The sequence below is a fragment of the Segatella bryantii genome (assembly GCF_022024215.1).
Taxonomy (GTDB): domain Bacteria; phylum Bacteroidota; class Bacteroidia; order Bacteroidales; family Bacteroidaceae; genus Prevotella; species Prevotella bryantii.
Genome location: NZ_CP091798.1, coordinates 2278072 through 2299088, shown reverse-complemented (window position 1 = coordinate 2299088; position 21017 = coordinate 2278072). Strand labels below are relative to the sequence as shown.

General features: G+C 47.3%; 16 protein-coding genes and 1 pseudogene. 10 read left to right on the top strand and 7 right to left on the bottom strand.

Annotated elements, in window-relative coordinates; all coding sequences use genetic code 11:
* Positions 1-76: 76 nt before the first annotated feature.
* The 5 genes from L6471_RS13850 to L6471_RS13830 form a co-directional block, all read right to left on the bottom strand.
* On the bottom strand, positions 77-1237 hold the full coding sequence (locus L6471_RS13850) for a hypothetical protein (protein WP_237797466.1): 1161 nt from the start codon (positions 1235-1237) through the stop codon (positions 77-79).
* Positions 1238-1256: 19 nt separating this feature from the next.
* The gene (locus L6471_RS13845) at positions 1257-2153 is read right to left on the bottom strand and encodes a toprim domain-containing protein (protein ID WP_237797465.1); all 897 of its coding nucleotides are present in this window, start codon (positions 2151-2153) and stop codon (positions 1257-1259) included.
* Between the two features lie 150 nt (positions 2154-2303).
* Positions 2304-3632: a primase-helicase family protein gene (locus tag L6471_RS13840; protein WP_237797464.1), complete on the bottom strand. Its 1329-nt coding sequence runs from the start codon at positions 3630-3632 to the stop codon at positions 2304-2306.
* The gene (locus L6471_RS13835) at positions 3629-3967 is read right to left on the bottom strand and encodes a DUF3853 family protein (RefSeq protein ID WP_237797463.1); all 339 of its coding nucleotides are present in this window, start codon (positions 3965-3967) and stop codon (positions 3629-3631) included. Before L6471_RS13835 ends, L6471_RS13840 begins: the two co-directional genes overlap by 4 nt.
* A 213-nt stretch (positions 3968-4180) precedes the next feature.
* Positions 4181-5527: a hypothetical protein gene (locus tag L6471_RS13830; protein WP_237797462.1), complete on the bottom strand. Its 1347-nt coding sequence runs from the start codon at positions 5525-5527 to the stop codon at positions 4181-4183.
* A 635-nt stretch (positions 5528-6162) separates the two neighbouring features.
* On the opposite strand from L6471_RS13830, the pseudogene L6471_RS14290 reads away from it, so the two are divergent.
* A pseudogene (locus L6471_RS14290) lies at positions 6163-6567 on the top strand (transcription termination/antitermination NusG family protein); the annotation flags it as partial.
* Positions 6568-6588: 21 nt separating this feature from the next.
* Here L6471_RS14290 and L6471_RS13825 read toward each other — a convergent pair.
* On the bottom strand, positions 6589-7698 hold the full coding sequence (locus L6471_RS13825; protein WP_237797461.1) for an IS66 family transposase: 1110 nt from the start codon (positions 7696-7698) through the stop codon (positions 6589-6591).
* An 89-nt stretch (positions 7699-7787) separates the two neighbouring features.
* On the bottom strand, positions 7788-8120 hold the full coding sequence (gene tnpB / locus L6471_RS13820) for an IS66 family insertion sequence element accessory protein TnpB (protein ID WP_237797460.1): 333 nt from the start codon (positions 8118-8120) through the stop codon (positions 7788-7790).
* Positions 8121-8798: 678 nt separating this feature from the next.
* Between tnpB and L6471_RS13815 the strand changes: the two genes are divergently transcribed.
* The 9 genes from L6471_RS13815 (at position 8799) to L6471_RS13775 (ending at position 21013) form a co-directional block, all read left to right on the top strand.
* A complete protein-coding gene (locus L6471_RS13815) occupies positions 8799-9197 on the top strand; it encodes a hypothetical protein (protein ID WP_143007184.1) in 399 nt (132 codons plus the stop codon).
* Positions 9198-9239: 42 nt separating this feature from the next.
* Entirely contained in the window at positions 9240-10751 is a 1512-nt protein-coding gene (locus tag L6471_RS13810) for a hypothetical protein (protein WP_237797459.1), read from the top strand.
* 18 nt (positions 10752-10769) lie between these two features.
* Positions 10770-11108, top strand: coding sequence for a hypothetical protein (locus tag L6471_RS13805; protein ID WP_074548015.1), 339 nt, complete (start codon positions 10770-10772; stop codon positions 11106-11108).
* An 11-nt stretch (positions 11109-11119) separates the two neighbouring features.
* Positions 11120-12772, top strand: a complete 1653-nt coding sequence (locus tag L6471_RS13800) for a tubulin-like doman-containing protein (protein ID WP_237797458.1) — start codon at positions 11120-11122, stop codon at positions 12770-12772.
* Between the two features lie 9 nt (positions 12773-12781).
* Positions 12782-16768 (top strand): hypothetical protein, encoded by a 3987-nt coding sequence (locus tag L6471_RS13795; RefSeq protein ID WP_237797457.1) that lies wholly within the window; start codon positions 12782-12784, stop codon positions 16766-16768.
* 7 nt (positions 16769-16775) lie between these two features.
* On the top strand, positions 16776-18641 hold the full coding sequence (locus L6471_RS13790; RefSeq protein ID WP_237797456.1) for a hypothetical protein: 1866 nt from the start codon (positions 16776-16778) through the stop codon (positions 18639-18641).
* A 16-nt stretch (positions 18642-18657) separates the two neighbouring features.
* Positions 18658-19287, top strand: a complete 630-nt coding sequence (locus L6471_RS13785) for a TerD family protein (protein WP_074548006.1) — start codon at positions 18658-18660, stop codon at positions 19285-19287.
* A gap of 18 nt (positions 19288-19305) precedes the next feature.
* A complete protein-coding gene (locus L6471_RS13780; protein WP_237797455.1) occupies positions 19306-20232 on the top strand; it encodes a hypothetical protein in 927 nt (308 codons plus the stop codon).
* A 202-nt stretch (positions 20233-20434) separates the two neighbouring features.
* On the top strand, positions 20435-21013 hold the full coding sequence (locus L6471_RS13775; protein WP_083331664.1) for a TerD family protein: 579 nt from the start codon (positions 20435-20437) through the stop codon (positions 21011-21013).
* The last annotated feature ends 4 nt before the right edge of the window (positions 21014-21017 follow it).

The window sequence follows — 21017 nt, the reverse complement described above, 5'->3', positions numbered from 1 at the left end:
TATCAACCCGTTCGAGACATCATTTGCATGGCACTGTCATTCGTAGATCATACCTGTTGTCAGACAATGTCTGCCATCACAGTCCCCACCCTTTATGCTTGGGCTCCAAGGTGAGATTTTGAACAGGACCGGTACCCTTAGCAATCTTGTCGGACTTTTCTGCCTCCTGCTGTCCTTCTTCAGAAGATTGGTTCGTCAGACACTGTGAGTTCGATGTCTTGTCCGTTGTCAGACGGTTCGTATCTTTCAGCGATGGGGAGATAGCCTCTTCGTTGTCAGACATCTTAACGACATACTTCTCATAGATGTCTGACGGCATCTGCATCCTCATTCGGGAGGCAAGAGATTCGTAACCTTTGAAAATGTCAGAACGGTTTACTGCTGTCCCCTTGCAGGCATCGTTGATATCCTTGAACATTTGTCTGCCATCAGCCGTGTTGGGGAAGAATGTCTTGACCGACAAGAAGTCGGGATTGTCACGGATGAACTGCTGCGCCTTCTCGATGTTCTGTCTGCCATTGATGATGAGGTGGTAGGTACTGCTGAAGGACTGGCTCACCTGGTTCTTGTGCCACATCTCCATCATCGCGAGGAAGTCAGATGGACTGTCGTAGACAAAACAGTACTGGTTCTTCTTGATCTTGCCGATGGTGGTGATCGTACTTTCATCATAAGGTCTCCAGGCAGTGTCGCAGAAGACCATCCAGTTGTCGTTGTCGGCGGGGAAAGCCAACAGATACTTATCCTTCGACTTCTGAGGGTCATTGACCTCGACTTGCTTGCAGAACTGGTCAAGCACATCTGTGGAGATGCCGTGGCGGGTCATCAGTTCATAAACTGATTCATCGATGTCGTCGGTCAACGTCGTCCTGAACTTACCTAATCTTACTGTTGTCGTCGGGAAACTGCCCGGCAGAGTCTCAGATTCCTGATAGGCATTGAGCATGAGCTCCATGTGATCGTGGTAGTTGCCGTCGAAGTCACGAGGCTTGAAATTCAGATAGTCGATAAGTTCAGCCGTCTGACCATGAACACCGTCCTTACGGGATATCCATTCATTGCGGGCCATATTGACTGTGAAATCAGCAATGAAGCCGTTAGCGTTAACTACTGCACGGTAATGACGGAGCGACTGCACCTGCTCATAGTAGGGGAACCTCATGGCGGTGAGGAGGTCTGAGATAGGCACCTTGTTCATCTCAGAGCGTGAAACGAAAGTTGGAATGTTGTAAATCATAGTTCTTGAGATTTGAGGGTTAAACATTTTGTTCACTTGTAGATTGATTGAGACCTTTGCACAGATACTCATTGACATCATTGAATGGAAGCATCTTCTCTGAGCGGTTCTCTGCATTTACCTCCTTTCTGATGATGTCAAAGGCATTCTTTCCTGCATGGTCATTGTCCAGATAGCACCTAACCGACTTGTATCCTTTCAGAATCGGTATCGCCTTGTTTGCCATGCCGACACTGTTCAGAATCACATAATCGTATTTCTGACGGCACTCCGGCTTCATCATCGTTAGGAACGACAGATAGTCGAAGAAGCCCTCGAAGACACAGACGGTTGTGTTACCTTCCTTCTTGCATCGTGTGGAGATCGCCTTGCACGTGCAGATCTTCGTCGTCGGACTTCTAAACTCCCAACCACCCTTGTCGTTCTCGAAACCGATGGCCGAGTTCATGTGGCCGCTCAGTCGGTAGTCTACCTGATGGCATTCCTCTTTGGCTACATCAAGATCGATGCAACGCTCTTTGCAATAATCAAGGAAGTAGGTACTGGTTAGCGGAGATGCTCGTATATCGGTGAACGGTGAAGGACGCTGGCGTTCATAGTGTGTGTCACTGGGCCGGTAGAACATCTGCTTGTATGTTCCCTTACTGAGAATCTCCTTTGCCTTGATGAAATCCACGTTCCAGAGCTTCATCACGAGGTCGAAGATGCTGCCTCCTTCGCCGGTGCCATAGTCATGCCATACGTTCTTGTTGACATTGACACTGAAACTTGGCTTGGTCTCACTCCGGAACGGTGAGAGAAACTTCACTTCGCCGCGTGAGTTCTCCGGCTTGGCAGGTCGATAGCCCTGATGCTCCAGGTAGCTGACGATAGGTATCTGTCTCAGCTCATCTGTGTTGTTTAGGTTAGTGTTCATGACTTTTTATATAAATGGTTAGTATTTTTGTTGCTTTGTTGCTAAGCGCATCTAACTCTATGTTTATCAGAGTATACCGATAGCAACAGAAATTTCGATGCGTGTTGCTGTAGTATCAGTTCTGTAGCTATGTCAGCAACAACAGCAACATTAGAACGGTAGGTCCTTGTCGTCTTGTTGCTCCGTAACTTGTTCTGTATCAGTATTCTCACTGTTGTCAGCAACAAAGCAACAAAATCCGTATAGGTTCTGTAGTTTTTCTCTCGTCACTGTGTAGTATCTGCCCTTGCCCTGACTGCAAGTGTAGTTGCCAGGGATCATCACTCCGTAGGAGTACTGGTCGTAGGCGCTGGCAGAGGCACGGGGATGAAGATGCCACAGTTCCTTCAGCACTCTACGGATACCCGGGTCATCACACTTGATGCCTTTGTCTGAGAGCATAGCCTTGATGTCGCCCGATACGAAGGAGAAACTGTCGATACCCATACTGTCCATCAAGTCGAGACATAGCTCATACATTGCCGACTCAATCTGTGACCGCGAGTTCATCATAATCCGCGTCAGAGCCGGTGTCATCAGGTCCTTCGGGTTGAAGTACATGCGACTGGACTTGGGAACGGACAGACTTCTCTCATTCTTCAGATGATACATCAGATGAGGAATCTCCTTCTCGACCTTCGAGAGGAAGTTGACATCGTCACTCTCCAACTTCGGCACCTCACGCACCCAGTAGCGTGTCTCACCTGGATCGATGATCAACGGTTTATCGACGTTGTTGGAGCAGAAAATGAACTTGGCGAAGAACTCCTGCTGCACCTTGTCCTTCCCCTTAGCTTCTATCTTATAGATAGGAGAGGTACTCAGGTTCTTGATGCGCTCAGATGACTCCCGCTTGCTGAGCATCGCCTCGTCAACACAGATCAGAAGCATCCCCGCCCAGTCAGCGTTGAACTGACTACCGAAGTCCTCATTGGTGTTGAAGGTCACGTTGTCGCCAAACCACAGATGGAGGAAGTGCATGAAGGTCGACTTGCCCGTATTGCGCTCTCGCGAAACCAGTACGATGATGGGTAACTTCTGCCGTGGCTGCAGATAGAGCAATTGGAGATAGTCGTAGCCGAGCTCCTTCTGGTCACCGAAGATGTGCTGCATGAGTTTATCGATGTTCGGGAACTCACCTTGCTCCGGCTGGTACTTCATCGGGTGATAGAGGTTCCAGAACTTTCCATCTACCACCTGCTTAGGATGGACGTTGTCGGGAAAGATGATGAAGTCATCATAGCAAGGCACATCCTCAGCTACCTCCTGCCCATGATCCTTCTTGATGGTGCTGTACTTCCACCGGATGAGTTGCTTGGCACGAGTACCGTCGGTCATCGGCTTGTACACGATCTTATAATAATCGGTACGCACGCGTATGTAGAGGTCAGTATTCCCCTCCTGGGGAGAATACTGGTTTGCTGACTGCTGGGCTGTCATGCACACACCTCCTTTCCTTGTTTCTTGGCTTTGGCAGCCAACTCCAGAGCGAGGTCTGCGTCGATGACGATCTTACGGCCTACCTGGGTGATGGCACCGTCAATGATGCCACTACGCTTGATACGGTTGGCAGTCGGGATACTGCACCCGAAGGTGTCGGCGATACCCTTGATGCCATAGACTAAGTGTTTGGGCTTCTCAGCCTCAGTCTTGTACTTGTTCGCCTGATCAGAGATCAGTGATAGGTTACTGGCTAGGAAAGCGAACTGCTCTCCGGTCATCATGCAGAGCGGCGTCTGCATGAGTTCTTCAATGGAAAAGATTCCAAGTTTCATAGGTCGTGTGATTAATAATGGTTATACTTCTTGACAATACCCAAGGTACGCCTTATCGTTGTCGGTTGCAAAGTTAGGGAGGGGAAAATAATTCTTTGTCCTTTTAATTACAACTACAATTAAGAGGACAGAAAAGGGCATAAAAAATGGATAAAAAGGAGTGTCATTCCCTTTTATCCATCATTTTTCGTCTTGTTTGAGGTTCAAAGGTCCTCAATCGATCTCATTGAACAGTGGTATCCATTTCTGTGTCGCCATGCGAGCATTACGGTACTTCCCTTTCCTGTACTCTGCATAATTCTCAGCAGCCTCTTCAGTGATATTATACTCTTCGCATTTGCAGAGCAGATAAGCCTCACGGGCTCGCTTCAGGTCGCTTGGCATCTTATCTCCAAGAAACTCCGTGATTGCCTGACAGAAGTTTCCAAAGGTACAGCGCTGAATATGCACCTTTTGGATAAGTTGGAATTTCTTCTCTATCTCTTCTGGATCATTCATGCTGCGAGTCTTCTCGGAGGGTCGTCCGCCTAACAAGTAGAACAGGTAGCCCAGCGAGGTCGTATCCGGCTGACGCAAGCGATAAGCCCTGATTAAATCCTTCAGTCCCTCCTTATCGCCTGTCAGTAGATCGTCCAAGGAAAGGCAATCCTTCTTTCGCTTCCCTCCTGGGAGTCTAATCTTTGATAGAATACGGTTGATTAAGTTAGAAGACTCATCGGGCTCCGATTCTGCCGTTGCCTCCCATCCTTTTTTATCCCGCTCATAACCCAGTTCAAGGCTCTTCTTGACAAAGAGCTGTGTCAGCAGATTCTTCGCCACATACCCCATCATGCCGGACTTCTGCTTGTCTAAATTTAAACGCATCATAGTCATCATCTGTCTCATGCCACCGTCAAAAGCACAATAATAATAGAGACAATAGGAAAAGTCATCATCCGTGTGCTCGCCTATCATGACCATATTACGCAAAACCTCGGGGGCAAGGATCATAGAGTAGACGAAGGCCATTCGCTGTGCCATATCCACAAACATCTCACTGCTTCTCACGTTGCCAGTTTCATCTGTAACAAAGCCTTCATCATCCACCTCAGCATACAGGTCATCCAAGTAGCAACGTAGCAACTCTGGTTGTTCTGCCTTCAGTCGGTCAAAGTAGTCGTTCGTGATTAGGCATGTCTTGTTGTCTGGAGCCATCTCTTCTTCTGGCTTGAAGCACTTCACTTCTCCAGTCTCCGCATGGATGGAGAGAACCTTACCGCCTTGCAGAAACTCTGCAACGATAGGATCATACTGCTTGATAAATTCAGGGGTCTCTTTCTCCGAAGGGATATCTGCACAGTAGAGACGGAAGATGTAGCTGCACACCTCCAGGCGGTCTTGGGGTATACAGTCTGTAGCGAACTGCATAAGTTTCATGAAGAAGGAAAGATCCATCTTGCCGACACCCTCAGCTTGTTTTTTGAACGCATCGTACCGTTCCTTATGCATCTTGTGCCATGCCACTACTGTCTCCCTGAGCACTTTTGGGTCTGTGGGCGGAATCATTGTTTCTGTTGCCATAAACTCTCTTTTTGTTGCTTTTTGTGGTTACGATTTTAATAGGAATTGTCAATTCGCTTACAAATATACAATCTAATCTTGGTCGAAGCAAGCCTTTTACAAATTCTTCTTCCATTTTCACAGTCTTTCATAGTTTTCTTGTTAGCAACGCAACCTTAATTTATGCTAAATGAAAGATTTTCTTTAAATTTCCCTTGAAAAATTAATCGATTACAAAAATATACTTAACTTTGTTGCGAAATCCTTTTTCTCAAGCCAAATGGATGAAGTTTTTTTAGGCTGATATTCATGATATGGTGGAAAGAGACGCTCATGAGGAGTGTCTTGGAGAAGGATATTTTGATAAAGGCGTTTTATCTGACGCTTTGTTCTTGACGTATAGAAACTTCGCAAACTTCTTATCCTGTCAAGGAACATGGCAACGATAGATGTCCAGAGGTGTGTAATCACCAACTCGATGGTATACCTTATTGTAATGGTATATCAGAGATGTGATATACATATCGGCGTGGGCTTCTGCGTTGCTCGTTCTGACAGGATTGGGCAATGCGAAGGTCTCTATACGTGGAACGGGTAGCGAAAGTTCCACGCTTTTTTCATCCCCACCCTAAAAACTATATGGACACGTTGACTAAGTGGACAACCGACGGAGCGGCAATCTAACTCCGAGTGCTCGATTAATCTCTTGCACGATCCCCAGTGAGACTAACAATGGGGCGTCGGTAGAAAATGCCCCTATCGATTTAGCTGCCTGGTATGTTCTTAGAGTTTCTTATAGTCGGGAACAAAAGGTTTATGATTGGTTGAGAAATCAGGGATTTGAAGTCTATATTCCACTTCATTACGAAGAAGTTCTGAGTGATGGTAAGCGCAAACGAGTTAAAGTTCCTTTGCTTCACAATCTCATTTTTATCTATTCAACGCGCACAGACATTGACCTTGTGATGAAATCATCATCAAATAAATACATTTCGTATTATTATGCACATTTTAAAATGGATACTTTTGGGAAGAATCCTCCTTTAACCATCCCCAAGCGGCAAATGGACAATTTTATCCGTTTAACAAGTATCGAAAGCGAACACATACTCTTTGTATCTCCTGCCCACGCAAAGAGACCTATACACCTCGTAATCATCCGTCTGCAGGTAATCCTTGTAGTTTCCCAAAAGTTCTTCTCCTACTTTGCCGCCCCTTGATCCCTCGTACAAATAGTTGTACCGGACAAGGTGCAGCAATGGCGCTCGGAGCGTCCATATATATTCTTTACAGGCTTTATGCTTCTCCTTGTTGACCACCGGTATAGTCGTCCCGTCGCATTGGACATATCCTGTCTCATTGAGGATGGCCTTGGACAACTCTTCTGCAAGGGGTTTAAGCAACTCAGCCATAGGCTTGAAACACCCCTCCAAGGTCGTCTTCTTCAAATCGACTCCCAAATTGAGATATTTCTGGTGTTGTCTGTAGTAGGGCATATAATAGGCGAACTTGTCAAGCATGAACTCCACGATGGCGTTGTTCCCGAACATTCCTTGTCCGATAATCATCGGTGGCAGTTTTGCAATCATCATTCCCTTCTGTCCCTCCGGAACCAAAACCTGTCCGTTGACAAGGCCGTAGACTGGGCGGTCAATCCGGAGCACATAGACTTTGCCAGGTACTATCTCCACCTTTTCAGTATACTCATGACCGACAATCTTGTAATTCGACATGTCCACTCCGTCAGGCTCGACGACTACCGTAACGACGGGATAAGAGGGATTCTTGATGGCTGACCTCGTGGAACGCGGCTTTTTTGCTTGTGTGGATTTCAGCTCCTCCCGCTGTTTCTCGAGTTCCTTGTCAACCTCTTCCCGCATTTTCTCAATCTCCGCAGTGGGCTCATCCTGCCATTCTGGGAATGGGATGGTGAGCTGGTTCTTGTCCAGGGCACGTACTTTCTCACTGACTTTGCCGTAGAACTTGCGGACGAACCAAGCTACATTCTGCTTCAGCTTGAGGATCTCCTTGGCCTGCTCCTCTATCTTTGCATCTTTCTTCGCGATTTCTGCATCGTAGTGCTGACGCTGTTCCTCCGCCTGTCGCATGAGTGTGGACACCATGGCGCTGACCTCCGCAAACTGGTTTTGCAGAGTTTCTGTTTGTCGGCGTAATGTCTCAATTTCACTCATGTCTCATCTATTATTATGTACAAAGGTAACAAAAAAATACGACATCACAAAACGTAAACGCCTTTATTTACTGGCGTTTACAACGTTTTTTACCTTGGCGCACGAGTCCTTTTCAGCCGCTTGTCCGGCCTTTCCCTTATGCCCTCAACCATGACCATCAGGTCACGCCATTCCATATTGAAGGACTTCGTTGAAGGGTCATACTCGGGCAGTTTGAAGACTCCTGAGCTGAGTTTCTTCATATAGAGAACGAGGCCCCCGTCCTCGGCGGTAAGTATCTTACAGGTGTTTCTCCGCTTGTTGACGAAGATGAAGCAATCACCAAGCTTAAGCTCCATACCCATCTGGTTTATAACAAGGCCGGTCAGCGTGTTCCAGCTCTTCCTCATGTCGGTGGCCCCAGGACAGAGAAAGTAGCGCATTGTATCGTTAAGGCAAAACATAGGCCGAGATAATTGCGGAGATGATTTTCACTGCCTTCTGTTGAGCCTTGCCATTGAACCGAATGCTCATACCGTCGGGCAGATCAATGGCTATGCTGTCCTCATGCGGGAAATACAGAAGCCAAAAATATTTTTTATAATTTTTCCCTGAAAAGTTAACCATTATCAAAACATTTTCTTAACTTTGCGATTGTGAACCCTATCCTAAGCCTTCGAAGGATGACTGTCACAGAAGCAGAAGTCCACAAGTTGGTGGGAAGAGATGCTTATGAGGAGCGTCTTGATAGTGAGAATCATATATATGATTAAGGCGTTTATCTGACGCTTTGTTCTTGACGGCGCGAAATCTGGAAAATTTCAATTACAGTCAAAGAGCATCGCAACGATAGATGTTCATGGGTGTGTATTCACCAAGCCAGAGGTATACCTTATACTATAAGGTATGCCAATGGTGTGCTATACATACTGGCGTGGGCTTCTGCGTTGCTCGTTCTGACTGTAATGGGCAATTCCAGAGCCTCGCGACGTGGGACGGGTAACAGGTAAGGATCCCACGTCTTTTTTGTATATAATCACTGATTAAAAACTAATTGACTGTTTTGGGATCTGCAGTGGAGACGTATGAATATGAGGCATGTCTGCTTGATCTCTTTCTTAATGATGATTGCTTTATCTGCATGCACTACTAAGTCATCCGCATCCTATACAGAAGAGGAAATCCAAGAAATTGCATCTTCTGATGATTATGATGCAATGATAGATGCCATGTATGCATGTGTCGATGAATGCGGAGCTGTAAAAGATGAGTATCTTGATGGGAATATGCCAGATAAGGAGGCAAAAAGTAAGATAGATGAGATAACAGACAGATATGCTCCTGTATTATCATCACTGGAAAGTGCAGACTCAAGGGGCGATCTAAACTACGATCAGCACAAAGCCTTGATTGATATCACCAAGCAGGCGATGAATCACGTTATGGATGGTGTAAACAAAGTAATGGATGATATTGGAATATCCGGCGACGATATTGAGGATGCCGCTGATGATCAATAGCCTTTCAGGTATTATCTATTGAATCAATTAAACTAAGGAAATATGAAAACAAAAACTTTTCTCAAAGCCAAGTTAGCCTTCGCTGCGATGATTGTGGCAGGTTGTTTGACCGGCTGCGGTTCAAGCAATAATGGCTCTGATTTTCAAACTCAGTTGGTAAATTACCTGAAAAAAGACTTACCTGTTGTGACAACTTCCTCCAACAAGTATGCTGCTTACTTTGACTTTTCGGGCGTATACATCGCTTACAATGATCCAGCTACACACCAGACCTTTAACAGTCTTACTCAGAAGGTGACCGGCGAGGCAAGTTCGTTCGACATCTATTCCCTCGCCAACGCCAAGATTCAGTTGCTATCCGGTGCCAACTCTCCGGCAGCTCTCTTCCAGAAGCTGCACGACTCTAATCAGCAGGGACAGCTCTGGGCTCCTATCGAGAAGACACTACAGAAGATAGCTGACGAAGGTCGCCCGGCACTGTTGGTTACTGATTTCGAGGAATACACTAAGGACGGCGTCATCTATCGTCAGGCTTATGCCACTCCTTATTTTGAAAAATGGCTCAAGCGTGGCGGCGATATTCAGTTCTATGTGACTGACTACGTAGAGGGAAGCCTGCACAAGCATCTCTATTACGTGGTGTTCGACTACAACAACCACAAACTCAGCAAGATGGTAGCCGACGCCCTGCAAGGAGCCCCGAAGAACTACCGCACGTTCACGCTCTCTGTGAATAGCTATCCTATGGCTACCTCCTATCCTTCAGCAAACCAAGGTGGTACCTATCATGACGAGAATGGCGAGGACGTAGTGTCAATGTCTGCTGAAGACGGCAAAGACGGTTCATTCTTTATGATGGACAGTCTGCGAGCAGAAAGCTACAGTTTCGACGCTTCATGGCAAGATATTCTTAACAACGCTCATCAGCAGACCCTTGCCAACGGTGTACAGGTGCCTTTCCACCATCTCTTCAGCAATCTCTTCATCAACCTCTCCCATGCCGATTCCTACAATATCAAGCAGATGGCAGTGGTCGTTACCGATGTTGAGAAGGACTTCACGCTCTTCAACGACTGGAATACAGCTATGCTCAACAAGCCGGTCAAGAAGCACGATACCGACGGAGTATACCTCGACTGGGATGGTCATGAGGCCGGGCAGCAGTACTATGACGACAACGGAAATCTTCTGCCCGAATACAACTATCCGAAGATTGCCCAAAGCCAGCAGCCAAAGGTGATTAATGATATGCTGGTTTTCAACAACGGTCTTTTTGAGCAGACCAAGGCAAAAAATCCGGCACGGACCGAGCTCGCCATCGATTTTGACCCACGCTTTAACGGCACCATCGTCGGACAGAGTGAGAATCAGGCCAACGATCTACTGCGCATAGACATCGTGGTTGCCGATGCCGACATTTGTCCACAGGACAAAATAAACTCTCTCTTTGCATGGGATGGCAACGACTGCCTCTCTTCCGCCATCAAGAATGTGCTTCAGGACATGAAGCCCATCGGCAGACCCGTCTACAGTTATTTTGTAAGAATCAGATAATAACAAAAATCTATAATTATGGTAAACGTATCAAGTGCTTATATCTTAGCCATCATTGTATGTGCCGTCATGTTCATCATTTCGGCAGTAGTTGCTAACCTCATTTCCTTCAAGCCTGACATGAGTGATGTCGCCCAGCGCAAAGTTTGGTTCTGGGTGCTTGGTGTGCTGAATGTGGTCGTCGGATTAGGCCTGAACTATGGTATCTTCTTTACGAAGATCCATGCTCACTCTAAGCAGAATGACTTTCTCACGGCTATGGCCATTGCAGCGGCTGTATCCTTCATTCTCTATGTAGTGGCAGGATTCATTGCAGCCAAGATTTCCAAGACAGGAAAACTTAGTAACTGGTTCTAAAATAGTTGCTCATGAAAGATCAATTATTTGTCATTGCCATTGGCGGCACAGGCATGCGATGCCTCGAGTCGTTTGTGCATCTGTGCGCCATTGGCATGTTCGACAATGAAGAGATAAACATCCTTACCCTCGATACCGACCAGGGAAATGGCAACAAAGCCCGGGTCGAGAATCTGATAGACCTCTATCGGAAGGTCAAGAGTGATGATTCCCAGCAGGTAGACGGTGGCGACAAGAATACCAATACGTTCTTCTCTGCCAAGTTGAACCTGTATAAGTTCTTCACAAACTACTCCAACGATAACGCCAACACCTATCAGAAACTCTCAAACGTGTCCACGGCAAGCGTAGAGCAGCGTGAGGAAGATAAGGAATTGTCTGACTTGTTCTTCCAGGATGATACCGTCCAGACGTTCAATCTCGAGCATGGCTATAGGGCTCAGACCCATCTTGGCTCGATGCTGATGTATCATGCTATTTTACAAGCCGTGCGTAATGCCACGACCAATAAGGACAAGGCACACGACGAGGAGAAGGCTTTGCTCAGCTTCCTTACCCTTCTTGTGCAGGCAGGCCAACAGGCACGCGTTTTCATCTTCGGTTCTGTCTTCGGTGGTACAGGCGCTTCGTCGATACCTGTTATCCCACGTGCTCTCGCAGATGCCAGCAAGATAATGGGCGGCAATCAGCTCAGTCTGGAAAATGGAGCTAAGTTCGGGTCTACGCTCCTTACAGAATATTTCACCTTTGCCTCTCCTGATCGCAGTAAACTGCAGAAAGAAGGTGTCATTGCGTCAGCCGACAACTTTGCCATCAACAGTCAGGCAGCTTTACAGTTCTATCAGGACGATCCCACGGTGAAGAAATGCTATAAGAGGTTGTATCTAGTTGGTTGGCCTTTAAAGGACGAAGACTTCAGTGAGGATAATGGACAGTCTCCTACGGGTGGCGCTGAGCAGAAGAATCCTTGTCATGTTGTAGAGCTGATGTGTGCTTGTGCCGCTTACGATTTCTTTACCCTTAGCAGTGATACTATCGACAACATTAAGTCTGCCGAATACCGCTACCGTTGCATCGAGACAGTGAACAATGTGCTTAAGTTCAAGGCATCTGATTTCGTAGATCGGGGGGAGTTCTTCCTCAACAAGTTAGGTGCTTTCTTCTCGTTAGCCCATATCATTCTTGCCAAGCACCAAGCAGCATGGATTGGCACTAAGAATGGTGGCACTAAGTCGTTGCTTGATCGCTTTAGTACCCAGAACATCAAAGATTACAGCACAATCACTGATGAGCAGGCAGGCGAGATAGACGAATACATGAGAATGTTCGCATACTCAGTTTCCAGCAAGGGCGATGTCATTGTGCCAGGATGGCTGTGCCAAGTCAACAATTCTGTTGGTTCGAGTGAGTTTCTCTTTGCTCCATCCGCCTTTCCTCATTCTGCTAAGGATATACAAAAGATAGATCCGGGAGCTATATTCATTGACAACAGTCATAACTGGGAAAATCCATTGTTGAGCAATCGCTACGATTATTTCATCAAGCATACGATCACGGATTCCAACAGTCGGCCAAAATCGGAACAGAATGTGAAAACGACGAAGGAACGCTTCTTAGCCCATCTTTTCAATGGAATTACTATCGCCCAGAAATTTAAAATTTAATTTTGCTTCATGGACACTAAAGCTCTTATAATAGATACCAATTCTAACGGCAAGCTACAAGGAAATCTCGGCGCTTGGGAGGATGCTACAACACAGATGGGGCGTGTTACCCCGAATATCATTACTCCTGACGTTCAGAACTCAGATGACATAGAGGCCACCAGTATCGCCGCAGCCGTCTCCGGTATGCCTACTCCCTTTGCCCGTCCTACGCTCTTTGCCCGTGCGCTCGCAAGCCAGAACTCAGGCTCTGGCATATCATCCGGTCTCGCGAAATACTATGCTTCTCTTGTCGATGAATGGAGAGGCTTGATAGCCTGTCTGGCCCTTGATGCTGCAAATGGCAAGCTATCTGTTGACACCATTGAGCTCGCTTACTCCGACGGAAAGGATGTATCGCAGACAGCGAATGTGCTTGAGCCAAAGGGAGCCTTTGGCAATATGCTCCTCGATAAGCGCAGCCAGTGGTGTGACCAGAAGGCTGCAAACATGAACCTTGCCAAACCGCGGATTTGTATCATCAAATACAACGGCATGGTTGTCGGCGGTACGTCGCCAGACGTGCTGCTTTTTACGGCTCCGAAATATCAGATCGATGAGCCTTTAGCTTATGTCAACCCAAAGACCCACCGATTCACGGATCCGCAGACGCTTGGCAGGCTCACTCAAGACCAGTGGCTCGCCCTGGATTCTTACCTCCATTTGCTGATGGGCAGATTCCAGAGCCTGAACGGTTATTTCATTGCCGACGACAATAAGCCTGACTACACAAATCTCCAAGCCGAACTGCAGAAGTGGACCAGTGAGGTAGACGCTAAGGTCAGCGAGAAAAACTTCGACAAGAGCAACGCCTCGCCGCTGCCTGTCAACTATTTTACAATCGAGCCGTTTAAGTCCTTCTTCAATTATAGCGACAATCTCTTCGCCATCAACGGTGTCATCTTCAGCCAGGAGCAGGAGCATGCTCAGGCTTTCTCACCCGACGAGTTGTTGCTTCCCAACGATGTGGAGCTTGTCAATATAAATATACCTCTGCCCGCCACACGCGACCTATCGTCGTATCCTCTCACAGTGCTTAGGGCTACGAAGAAAGAAAGTACCGGTTTCTCATATTTCGCTCTGCCACTGAGTGAAACGGGTATCCGTGTGTTTGAAAAGAATATGGACACTTTGCTCGGACTGAATCCTAACGCTTCCGCTGTAGGCTCTTCTCTTGTAGGAGAATTCGACGAGAGGGCAAACACGCTGAAGGTGACCCTTACCATCAAGACAAAGGAAGGTACCGTGAAACCTATCACCGTCAACTATAGAGTGAGCCGCGACATCCTTCAAAATAAGGATGTTATCATCTGGCCTAACTTCGCTTCTGCTCAATGGAATAGATATTTCCTCTACTCCGAGATGCCACATAATGACCACTCTAACGACTGTCCGTTTGAGTCGGTACCATTCTGTGGAGACAACAGTACGCCAAGTCTTGACATTATCACTACTACTGCCACTACACAAGATGAAGAGGAAAAAATAGCAGTGCTCGCAGTGGATGGAAAGGCAAAAAGCTTAGATGGCAAGCTAACTGCCAAACTCGACGTATTCTCAGACTATCGCACATCCGACCAACGCTACAAGTATGAGATTTATGAGGCTGACAAGCCTTTCCGTGGCGTTGAGATAAAGAGAATGGGCAAAGTGTGCGGATTCTTTCTCATCAGGTATTCCACACAGCAGGACAACCATATCCTGCCATACAACTATGCCGGGATAGAGAGCCAGCTCAACGACGTTTCTCTCGGCATCGACTTCGGATCTACAAACACCTCCATTGCCTACTATAGTGATATGGATGGCAAGGCGAAAGGGTTCGATTTCCACAACCATCGCATATCACTTCTCCAGTGCCTTCATACTATCCCCGAGGGCAAGTTGCCGACGATGGAGAGTAGTGTATTCTTCTTCCAAAGGAACACAATGAGAAGCAATACTGTGAAGAGTATTCTTACCCTGCACGACCCGCGTCGTCTGCCCGAGGGAAACATCGTACGCCAGGAAGCAGTGTCGGGTGGGCTACCTTGCTTCAGCAGAGATTTGCCTATCAACGTTGTGAAGGACGGACATATCTCGCTGCTTTTCAGAAATACAGGCACAATAGCCGACCTTGTAAACAACATGAAGTGGCGTGGAGACGATCAGGACAAGGAGCATAAGTCGGCCTTTCTTTCGTCGCTTCTGCTCCATGTTTATGCTGAGCTCTTTGCGGAGGGAAGGGTGCCTGTTGAACTAAAGTGGAGCTATCCTTCATCTATGGGCGAGACTCTGCTTATGCAGTATTCACAGGTATGGGATTCACTCAGCAAGATTTCTCCCGTTGAAGGCAAGAACCTTACGGTATCCAAGAAGCCGGGCGGCAGAGTAGATTTTGGCGACTCAGGCAAGAATGCCTTTGCTGATGCCCTCAATGACGTTGGTGGTGATCCTTTTGGAAGTGCCAGTTTCCCTGGTGGAGACGCTTTTAGTGCCCAGATTCAAGACAATTCAACGCCATTCGGTGGTGGCGACTCTTCCGATCCGTTTGGAGCCGGAACATCATCTCCATTTGAAGGTGGTGCATCGTCTGACCCATTCAGCGGGGGAAACTCTGATCCGTTCGGCGGAGGCGATCCGTTTGGCAACAATACAGGTGGTGGATTTGGAGGTTTTGGAAGTACACAGCCGAAAGTACAGAAGAAGGTGGAAGACCTCAAGCCAGACGATGGCCCTATTGAGTTTAAGATAGAGCCGCTGAAGAAAGGTACGAGCCTTACCGAAGCATGCGCAGTGGCAAACTATATAGTTGGTACTCTCGACTCTCGAGTTCTGACTCTCTGCTTTGATATTGGTGGTTCTACAACCGATATATCAGCGATATGTGTAATTAAAGGCTCAGATGGGCAGATACATCCTACATTGATCAAGCAGAGCTCTGTTCGCTTCGCTGCTCAAAGAGTATCCGGTGCTACTGCCTACTTGTCTAATCAGTTCAAGAAAGTTCTCTTGGATACCTGTCAGCAGTTTGGCATCAAAATGACTGGTCTCAACTTCTTGGAAGACAAATACAGTGCATCTACTGCATCTTATTTCTATGAGCAGATTGTAGATTTGTTGCCCAAAGATCAGTTGCCGGCATTCTACCAGAAGATTGCCGCCGATTGCCGTGATCTTTTCAGCGTGAATCTCTATGTGACCGGTCTTATAATGTATTATGCCGGTCAGATCACCGAAAAGCTCATCAAGGAAATACGTCGTGCAAAGGATGGTCTTGGAGAAAATTGGAAGACTTTTGTCGATATCAAGTTTGTAGGAAAAGGCTCCCGCATTTTCGACTGGCTGAGCGTGATCAACAACAATGTAGCCCAGCAGTACTGTCGTGAGCAGTTCGTCCATGGTATGGGAGGAATGCAAGCTATTAGTCAGATGCTCAACAACTGGCCGCACTTCAACCTTCGCACTGCTGCCGATCTGGCGGGAAATGATATCGATAAGTCAGAAGTGAAATACGAGGTTGCCAAAGGCCTTGCCATGCCTGTCAACGAGCTCTATGTGCCTCAGGATAATGTGGGTATCGAGATACTTGGCGAGGAAGGATTCAGCATTGTGGCTGCATCGACGGGTAAGAGCACTCCTCTACAGTTCGACAACTCTATCACACCGCAGATGATGGAGCAACTTGGCAAGTACTTTATGGCTCCGACAATGGGCCAGCCATGCAAGCGTTTCATCGATTTTGCCGGCGTATTCTATAAGTACGCTTCGCATCTCTTCGAACTGAAGATGACGCAGAACGACTTCATGACGGCTTTCCGCAATATGTCGATCAACAGTTACATACAGAATCAGCCTGAGTTCCGTGCAGCCAAGAACCGCAAGGATGGCAGTTTCGACTATGTCAACCCGATAATCATTCTCGAAGGCATGAAGTTCTATGAAGAGTACCTGCTCAAGGGTATCGCAGAAAAGTAGTGCACGTATGAAGTATGCTGTATTGATAGAACTATCCCGTAGCAGGCTCTCCTTCCGCTACTACCGCGATGACGCAGGGAGATTCTTCCTTCCCTTCGACGAGAAAAGCGAGTCGTTGCCTCTGGCCATCTATTGCCAGGGCAATGACTTGCAGATAGGGCAGTATGCTCTGGAGGAAGCCGAGAAGCATAATCCCTGTGCGTGGAAGGATATCTTCGACGTGGTGAAGCAGAAAGGAAATTTCGTGTGTCGTGGTATCACCATGGGCATGAACGAACTGCTGCTCGTGGCGGTGAAGAAGTATCTCGATGATTTCTTCGACCGTATCCTCGTGCGCGCTAAGGGCGGACTGGAAGCCAACATCAGTTCCATGCCTCTGATCTTTCTTTTGCATTCAGACATAGAGATCAACGACAGATTGTTCGTACGCAAATCGTTCTACGATGGCGGATTCGTTAATCTGGCGGTTTGGGACTTTGGTAGCGAGATTGTGAAACGACTCTGTGGTGAACACAAACTCGACAGGAAGAAGTATGCCCTGACAGTGTTTGCAGAAGGAAGCAACCTCTATGTGGATGCCATTGATGTGAAACAGAAAACGATTCTTCGCACCTTGCCTCTACAAGGTAAGGGCGTGGATCCGCGGATAGACTATGCCGTTGATCTGATGTGGCAGTCGCTTGGCTATCAGAGTTATGCCCTCGTAAGAGAAAATGAGACTGATATTCTGAGGCGTGTAGCTGCGACGTTCTTGCAGAGCTCAAGGATAGAATTCAACGATCCTGTTGTCTTTAGCGATGGCGTAGAGAGAATAGTCTACTTGAGCCGTAACCAGCTCGAGGGAAGGTCCGTTGGTATTGATGTGGCCATTAGAGGAAGTATTCAGAACTTCATGTCGCAACTGAATATAGCCGAACAGGATTGTGCTATCATCGCTTGCGGGGCAGTCTCTGCGAGTGACTACTTCCTGACTAACCTCCGCAATGTGGGTCCCGAAGTGATAGTCGACAGCGACAATGGCTATCAGAAAACATTGGCAAGCATTCTGAATGAAGCCATAGCCAAAGACTTCCTGTTCGGTACCTCGGCAAGTGTGGCTCCAACCGGTCATCCTCTTGACGATAAACTGAAGGCGAAGGTCAACAGAGCTTTGCGCGAAGCAGCACTGATGACTCCGCAAAATGCGCAGATAGAGCTGATGAAGATTGAGCAGGAACTGATGGAGATAACTCCTGCTCCTACAGATTTGAAGGTTTATCTTGGCAAGGTTAAACTGGCGAAGGAGAATCTGAGACAACGCTCAACGGTCAACTCTCAGTCTCGTAGTACCAATACTCATGACCAGAACGCCTCGAAGCCAAAGGCGAAGGAGTCACTGCCACAATCTGATGTTAGGAGAATTGAGAACATACTGCGCATTGCTTCAAGGATTATTCCTGAGAATGCTATCCAGCAAATACAGTTGGAGAAAGATCGGTTGCTGCAAAAAAGTTCTTTCGACATCCAGGAATGGTTGGAAAAGCTAGACCGGGCACTGTGCGAGGCGCAAAGTCGACAGAGCCAGGAAAAGCCCAAACAGCCACATACACCTCCACCACTGCCTGGTATGAACAGAACTGCGAGGGTAGTCCGCCCGGCAGCTTCTCACATAAGTAGACCGATCAATGGAACTCCACAACCTGCCAAACAAGTAAGTGGACTGTCAATGGTGGAAGCTCGGAAGTTGTTTGCTGCTGCTATCTCCGATTCCTACAAGTCGCCGAAGTCAGTGGCTATTAAGAACTTGCAAGATCTGCTCGCGAAGTTTCATGCCGCAAACATTCACAACTTCGATGTGCAGATGAATGGAAGAATAAAAATACTAAATAAATAACCAAAATCTTAAAATTATGGGAAGATTTAATTTGAACAAAGGACAGACCTTCAATCTCAGTAAGGAGTCAGGTCTGAGCAAGATCAGAGTAGAACTCGGTTGGAAATCTGGCGCCGATCTTGATGCGTGCGCATTCCTACTTGGTTCGGATGGAACCATCCAGAACAATGCAGATTTCGTTTTCTACAATTCAGAGAACCGTGAGCAGCCCTTCGACCGTCAGAAGTTCCTCAATAAGAAGAACTGGCGAGCTAAGACCCGCCCTATGTCTGCTGATGGCTCCGTCTTGGGATCTCTTGATGATTTAGGAGACGAAGACGAAGGTGAAGATGCATCAGAGGAAATGTCGGTTGACCTTAATAAGGTAGACCCGAGCGTAACCGAGATTGTATTCTGCGTTACCATTTATAATGGCGACACTCAGGGTACAACATTTGGTAGTGTCCGCAACCCATACATCTCCATCATCAATGAGGAGAACAACGAGGAACTCTGCCGTTACAACCTTAACGAAAACTTCTCTCAGGAGACAGCAGTCGTTGCAGGCAGTCTTCTCTGTGACGAGAATGGTGACTGGAATTTCCAGGCTACAGGACAGGGCTACATGGGTGGCATGCAAGGACTGATCGATATCTATGCTGGTTGATAACTAAAACGATTGATTATGGCAGAAGATAAAGAAAAGAAAGGCGGCTTCAACCTTGACAAGGGCGGTGAGAAGCCAAAGTTCAATCTCGGAAAGGGCGGCGACAAGCCTAAGTTCGACCTCGGGAAGGGTGGTGACAAACCCAAGTTCGACCTTGGAAAAGGTGGCGACAAGCCTAAGTTTGACCTCGGAAAAGGCGACAGCAAACCGAAATTCAATCTTGGAAAAGACGATGACGAACCGAAGAGCGAGCCTAAGAAGAGTGAAACTACGAGTAAGCCGAAGATAAATCTTGGCAAGGAAGAAAAGTCAAAGTCGACTCAGCTGAACGCTAAGCCAGAGCCAAAGTCAACTAAGCCTACTCAGAAGCCTTCTACTTCTGGTCCTCAAGGTTCCTCTTCCACGGATGAGCAGCCGTCTAATGGCGGTTCTGGAAAAGGTAAATGGATTATAGCCGCGATAGTAGTCGCAATTCTTGTGATTGCCGGCATCTGGTATTCCAACAGGGATAAGGGTACCACAGCCAATGAGCCTACGGAGCAAGTGGCTTCAGACTCCACGAAAAATGGTTCTGATTCTACCCAGACTGCTCAAACCCCTGACGAAACTTCGGCTCCATCGGCAGGGCAGAATGAATCTGGCCAGAATAATGGCGGAGAGATCTCACCTTCACAGGGTGGCTCATCAGCTGATAACTCTGCTACTGAGGGCGATCAGCTCACTCAGCCAGCAAAGGCTTCTGAGTCTAAAGCCAGTCAGCCAGCAGGCACAGCAAACACAAGTGCTTCCTCTGCAGATATCCCATCTTCTGTTCGCGAAGCTGCTCAGCAGGTCTGGGATGGCAAATACGGCAATGATCCTCAGCGCCGCCATCTTCTTGGAAGCCGCTATGCAGAGATTCAGCGTGAGGTAAACAGAATGCATAAAGCAGGTTATGTTCATTAATCCCTAAAAGATGAGCGAAATACCTGTATTGTCAATTGTAATAGGCCTGATAATAGCCCTGGCAGTGCCGGGGCTGTTTGACGGCCGCTTTAAAAGAAAGAAAAAGAAACAAGCTTTTGCACGTCTATGTCGCATTATCGGATTTGCGATAATCGTGGTAGCTGTGCTGAGATGGCTATTCTAATTTAATGCTATTTCGAATATGATTAATCTGAAGAAGAAAGAAGAAACGATAGTGGTTCCCGAATCTAATGGTCCAGAGCATCTTGGAGTTGGCCTTGGATGGGACCCGGACGATAATGGTCAGCCTTTCGATCTTGATGCGTCAGCATTCATGCTTGGCGCAGATGGTCAGATAGTAGATGAGCCATTTTTCGTGTTCTACAATAATCCGTCTTCACCTGATGGAGCTGTTATGTCGTCAGGCGATGATCGTACAGGAGATTCCAGTGATGGCGGTGATGACGAGACTTTGTTTGTAGACGTTACTCTCGTAGACCCGCGTGTGCAGCAGATTGTTTTTGTAGCAACAATCCACGAAGCCGAAGAGCGCCATCAGAGTTTCGGTCAGGTGCACAACAGTTTTATCCGTGTCTACGACCAGGATACGCAGGAAGAAATTGCTCGCTTCAACCTTGGCGAGGACTTCACCAATGAGACTGGCGTTCAGGCTGGTCGTCTTTATCGTGATGGCTCCACATGGCATTTCGAGGCTCTTGGGCTCGGTGTCAATGGAGGACTTGAGGAGCTTCTCGGCATCTATGCCGCAAAGTTCTGCTAATTAA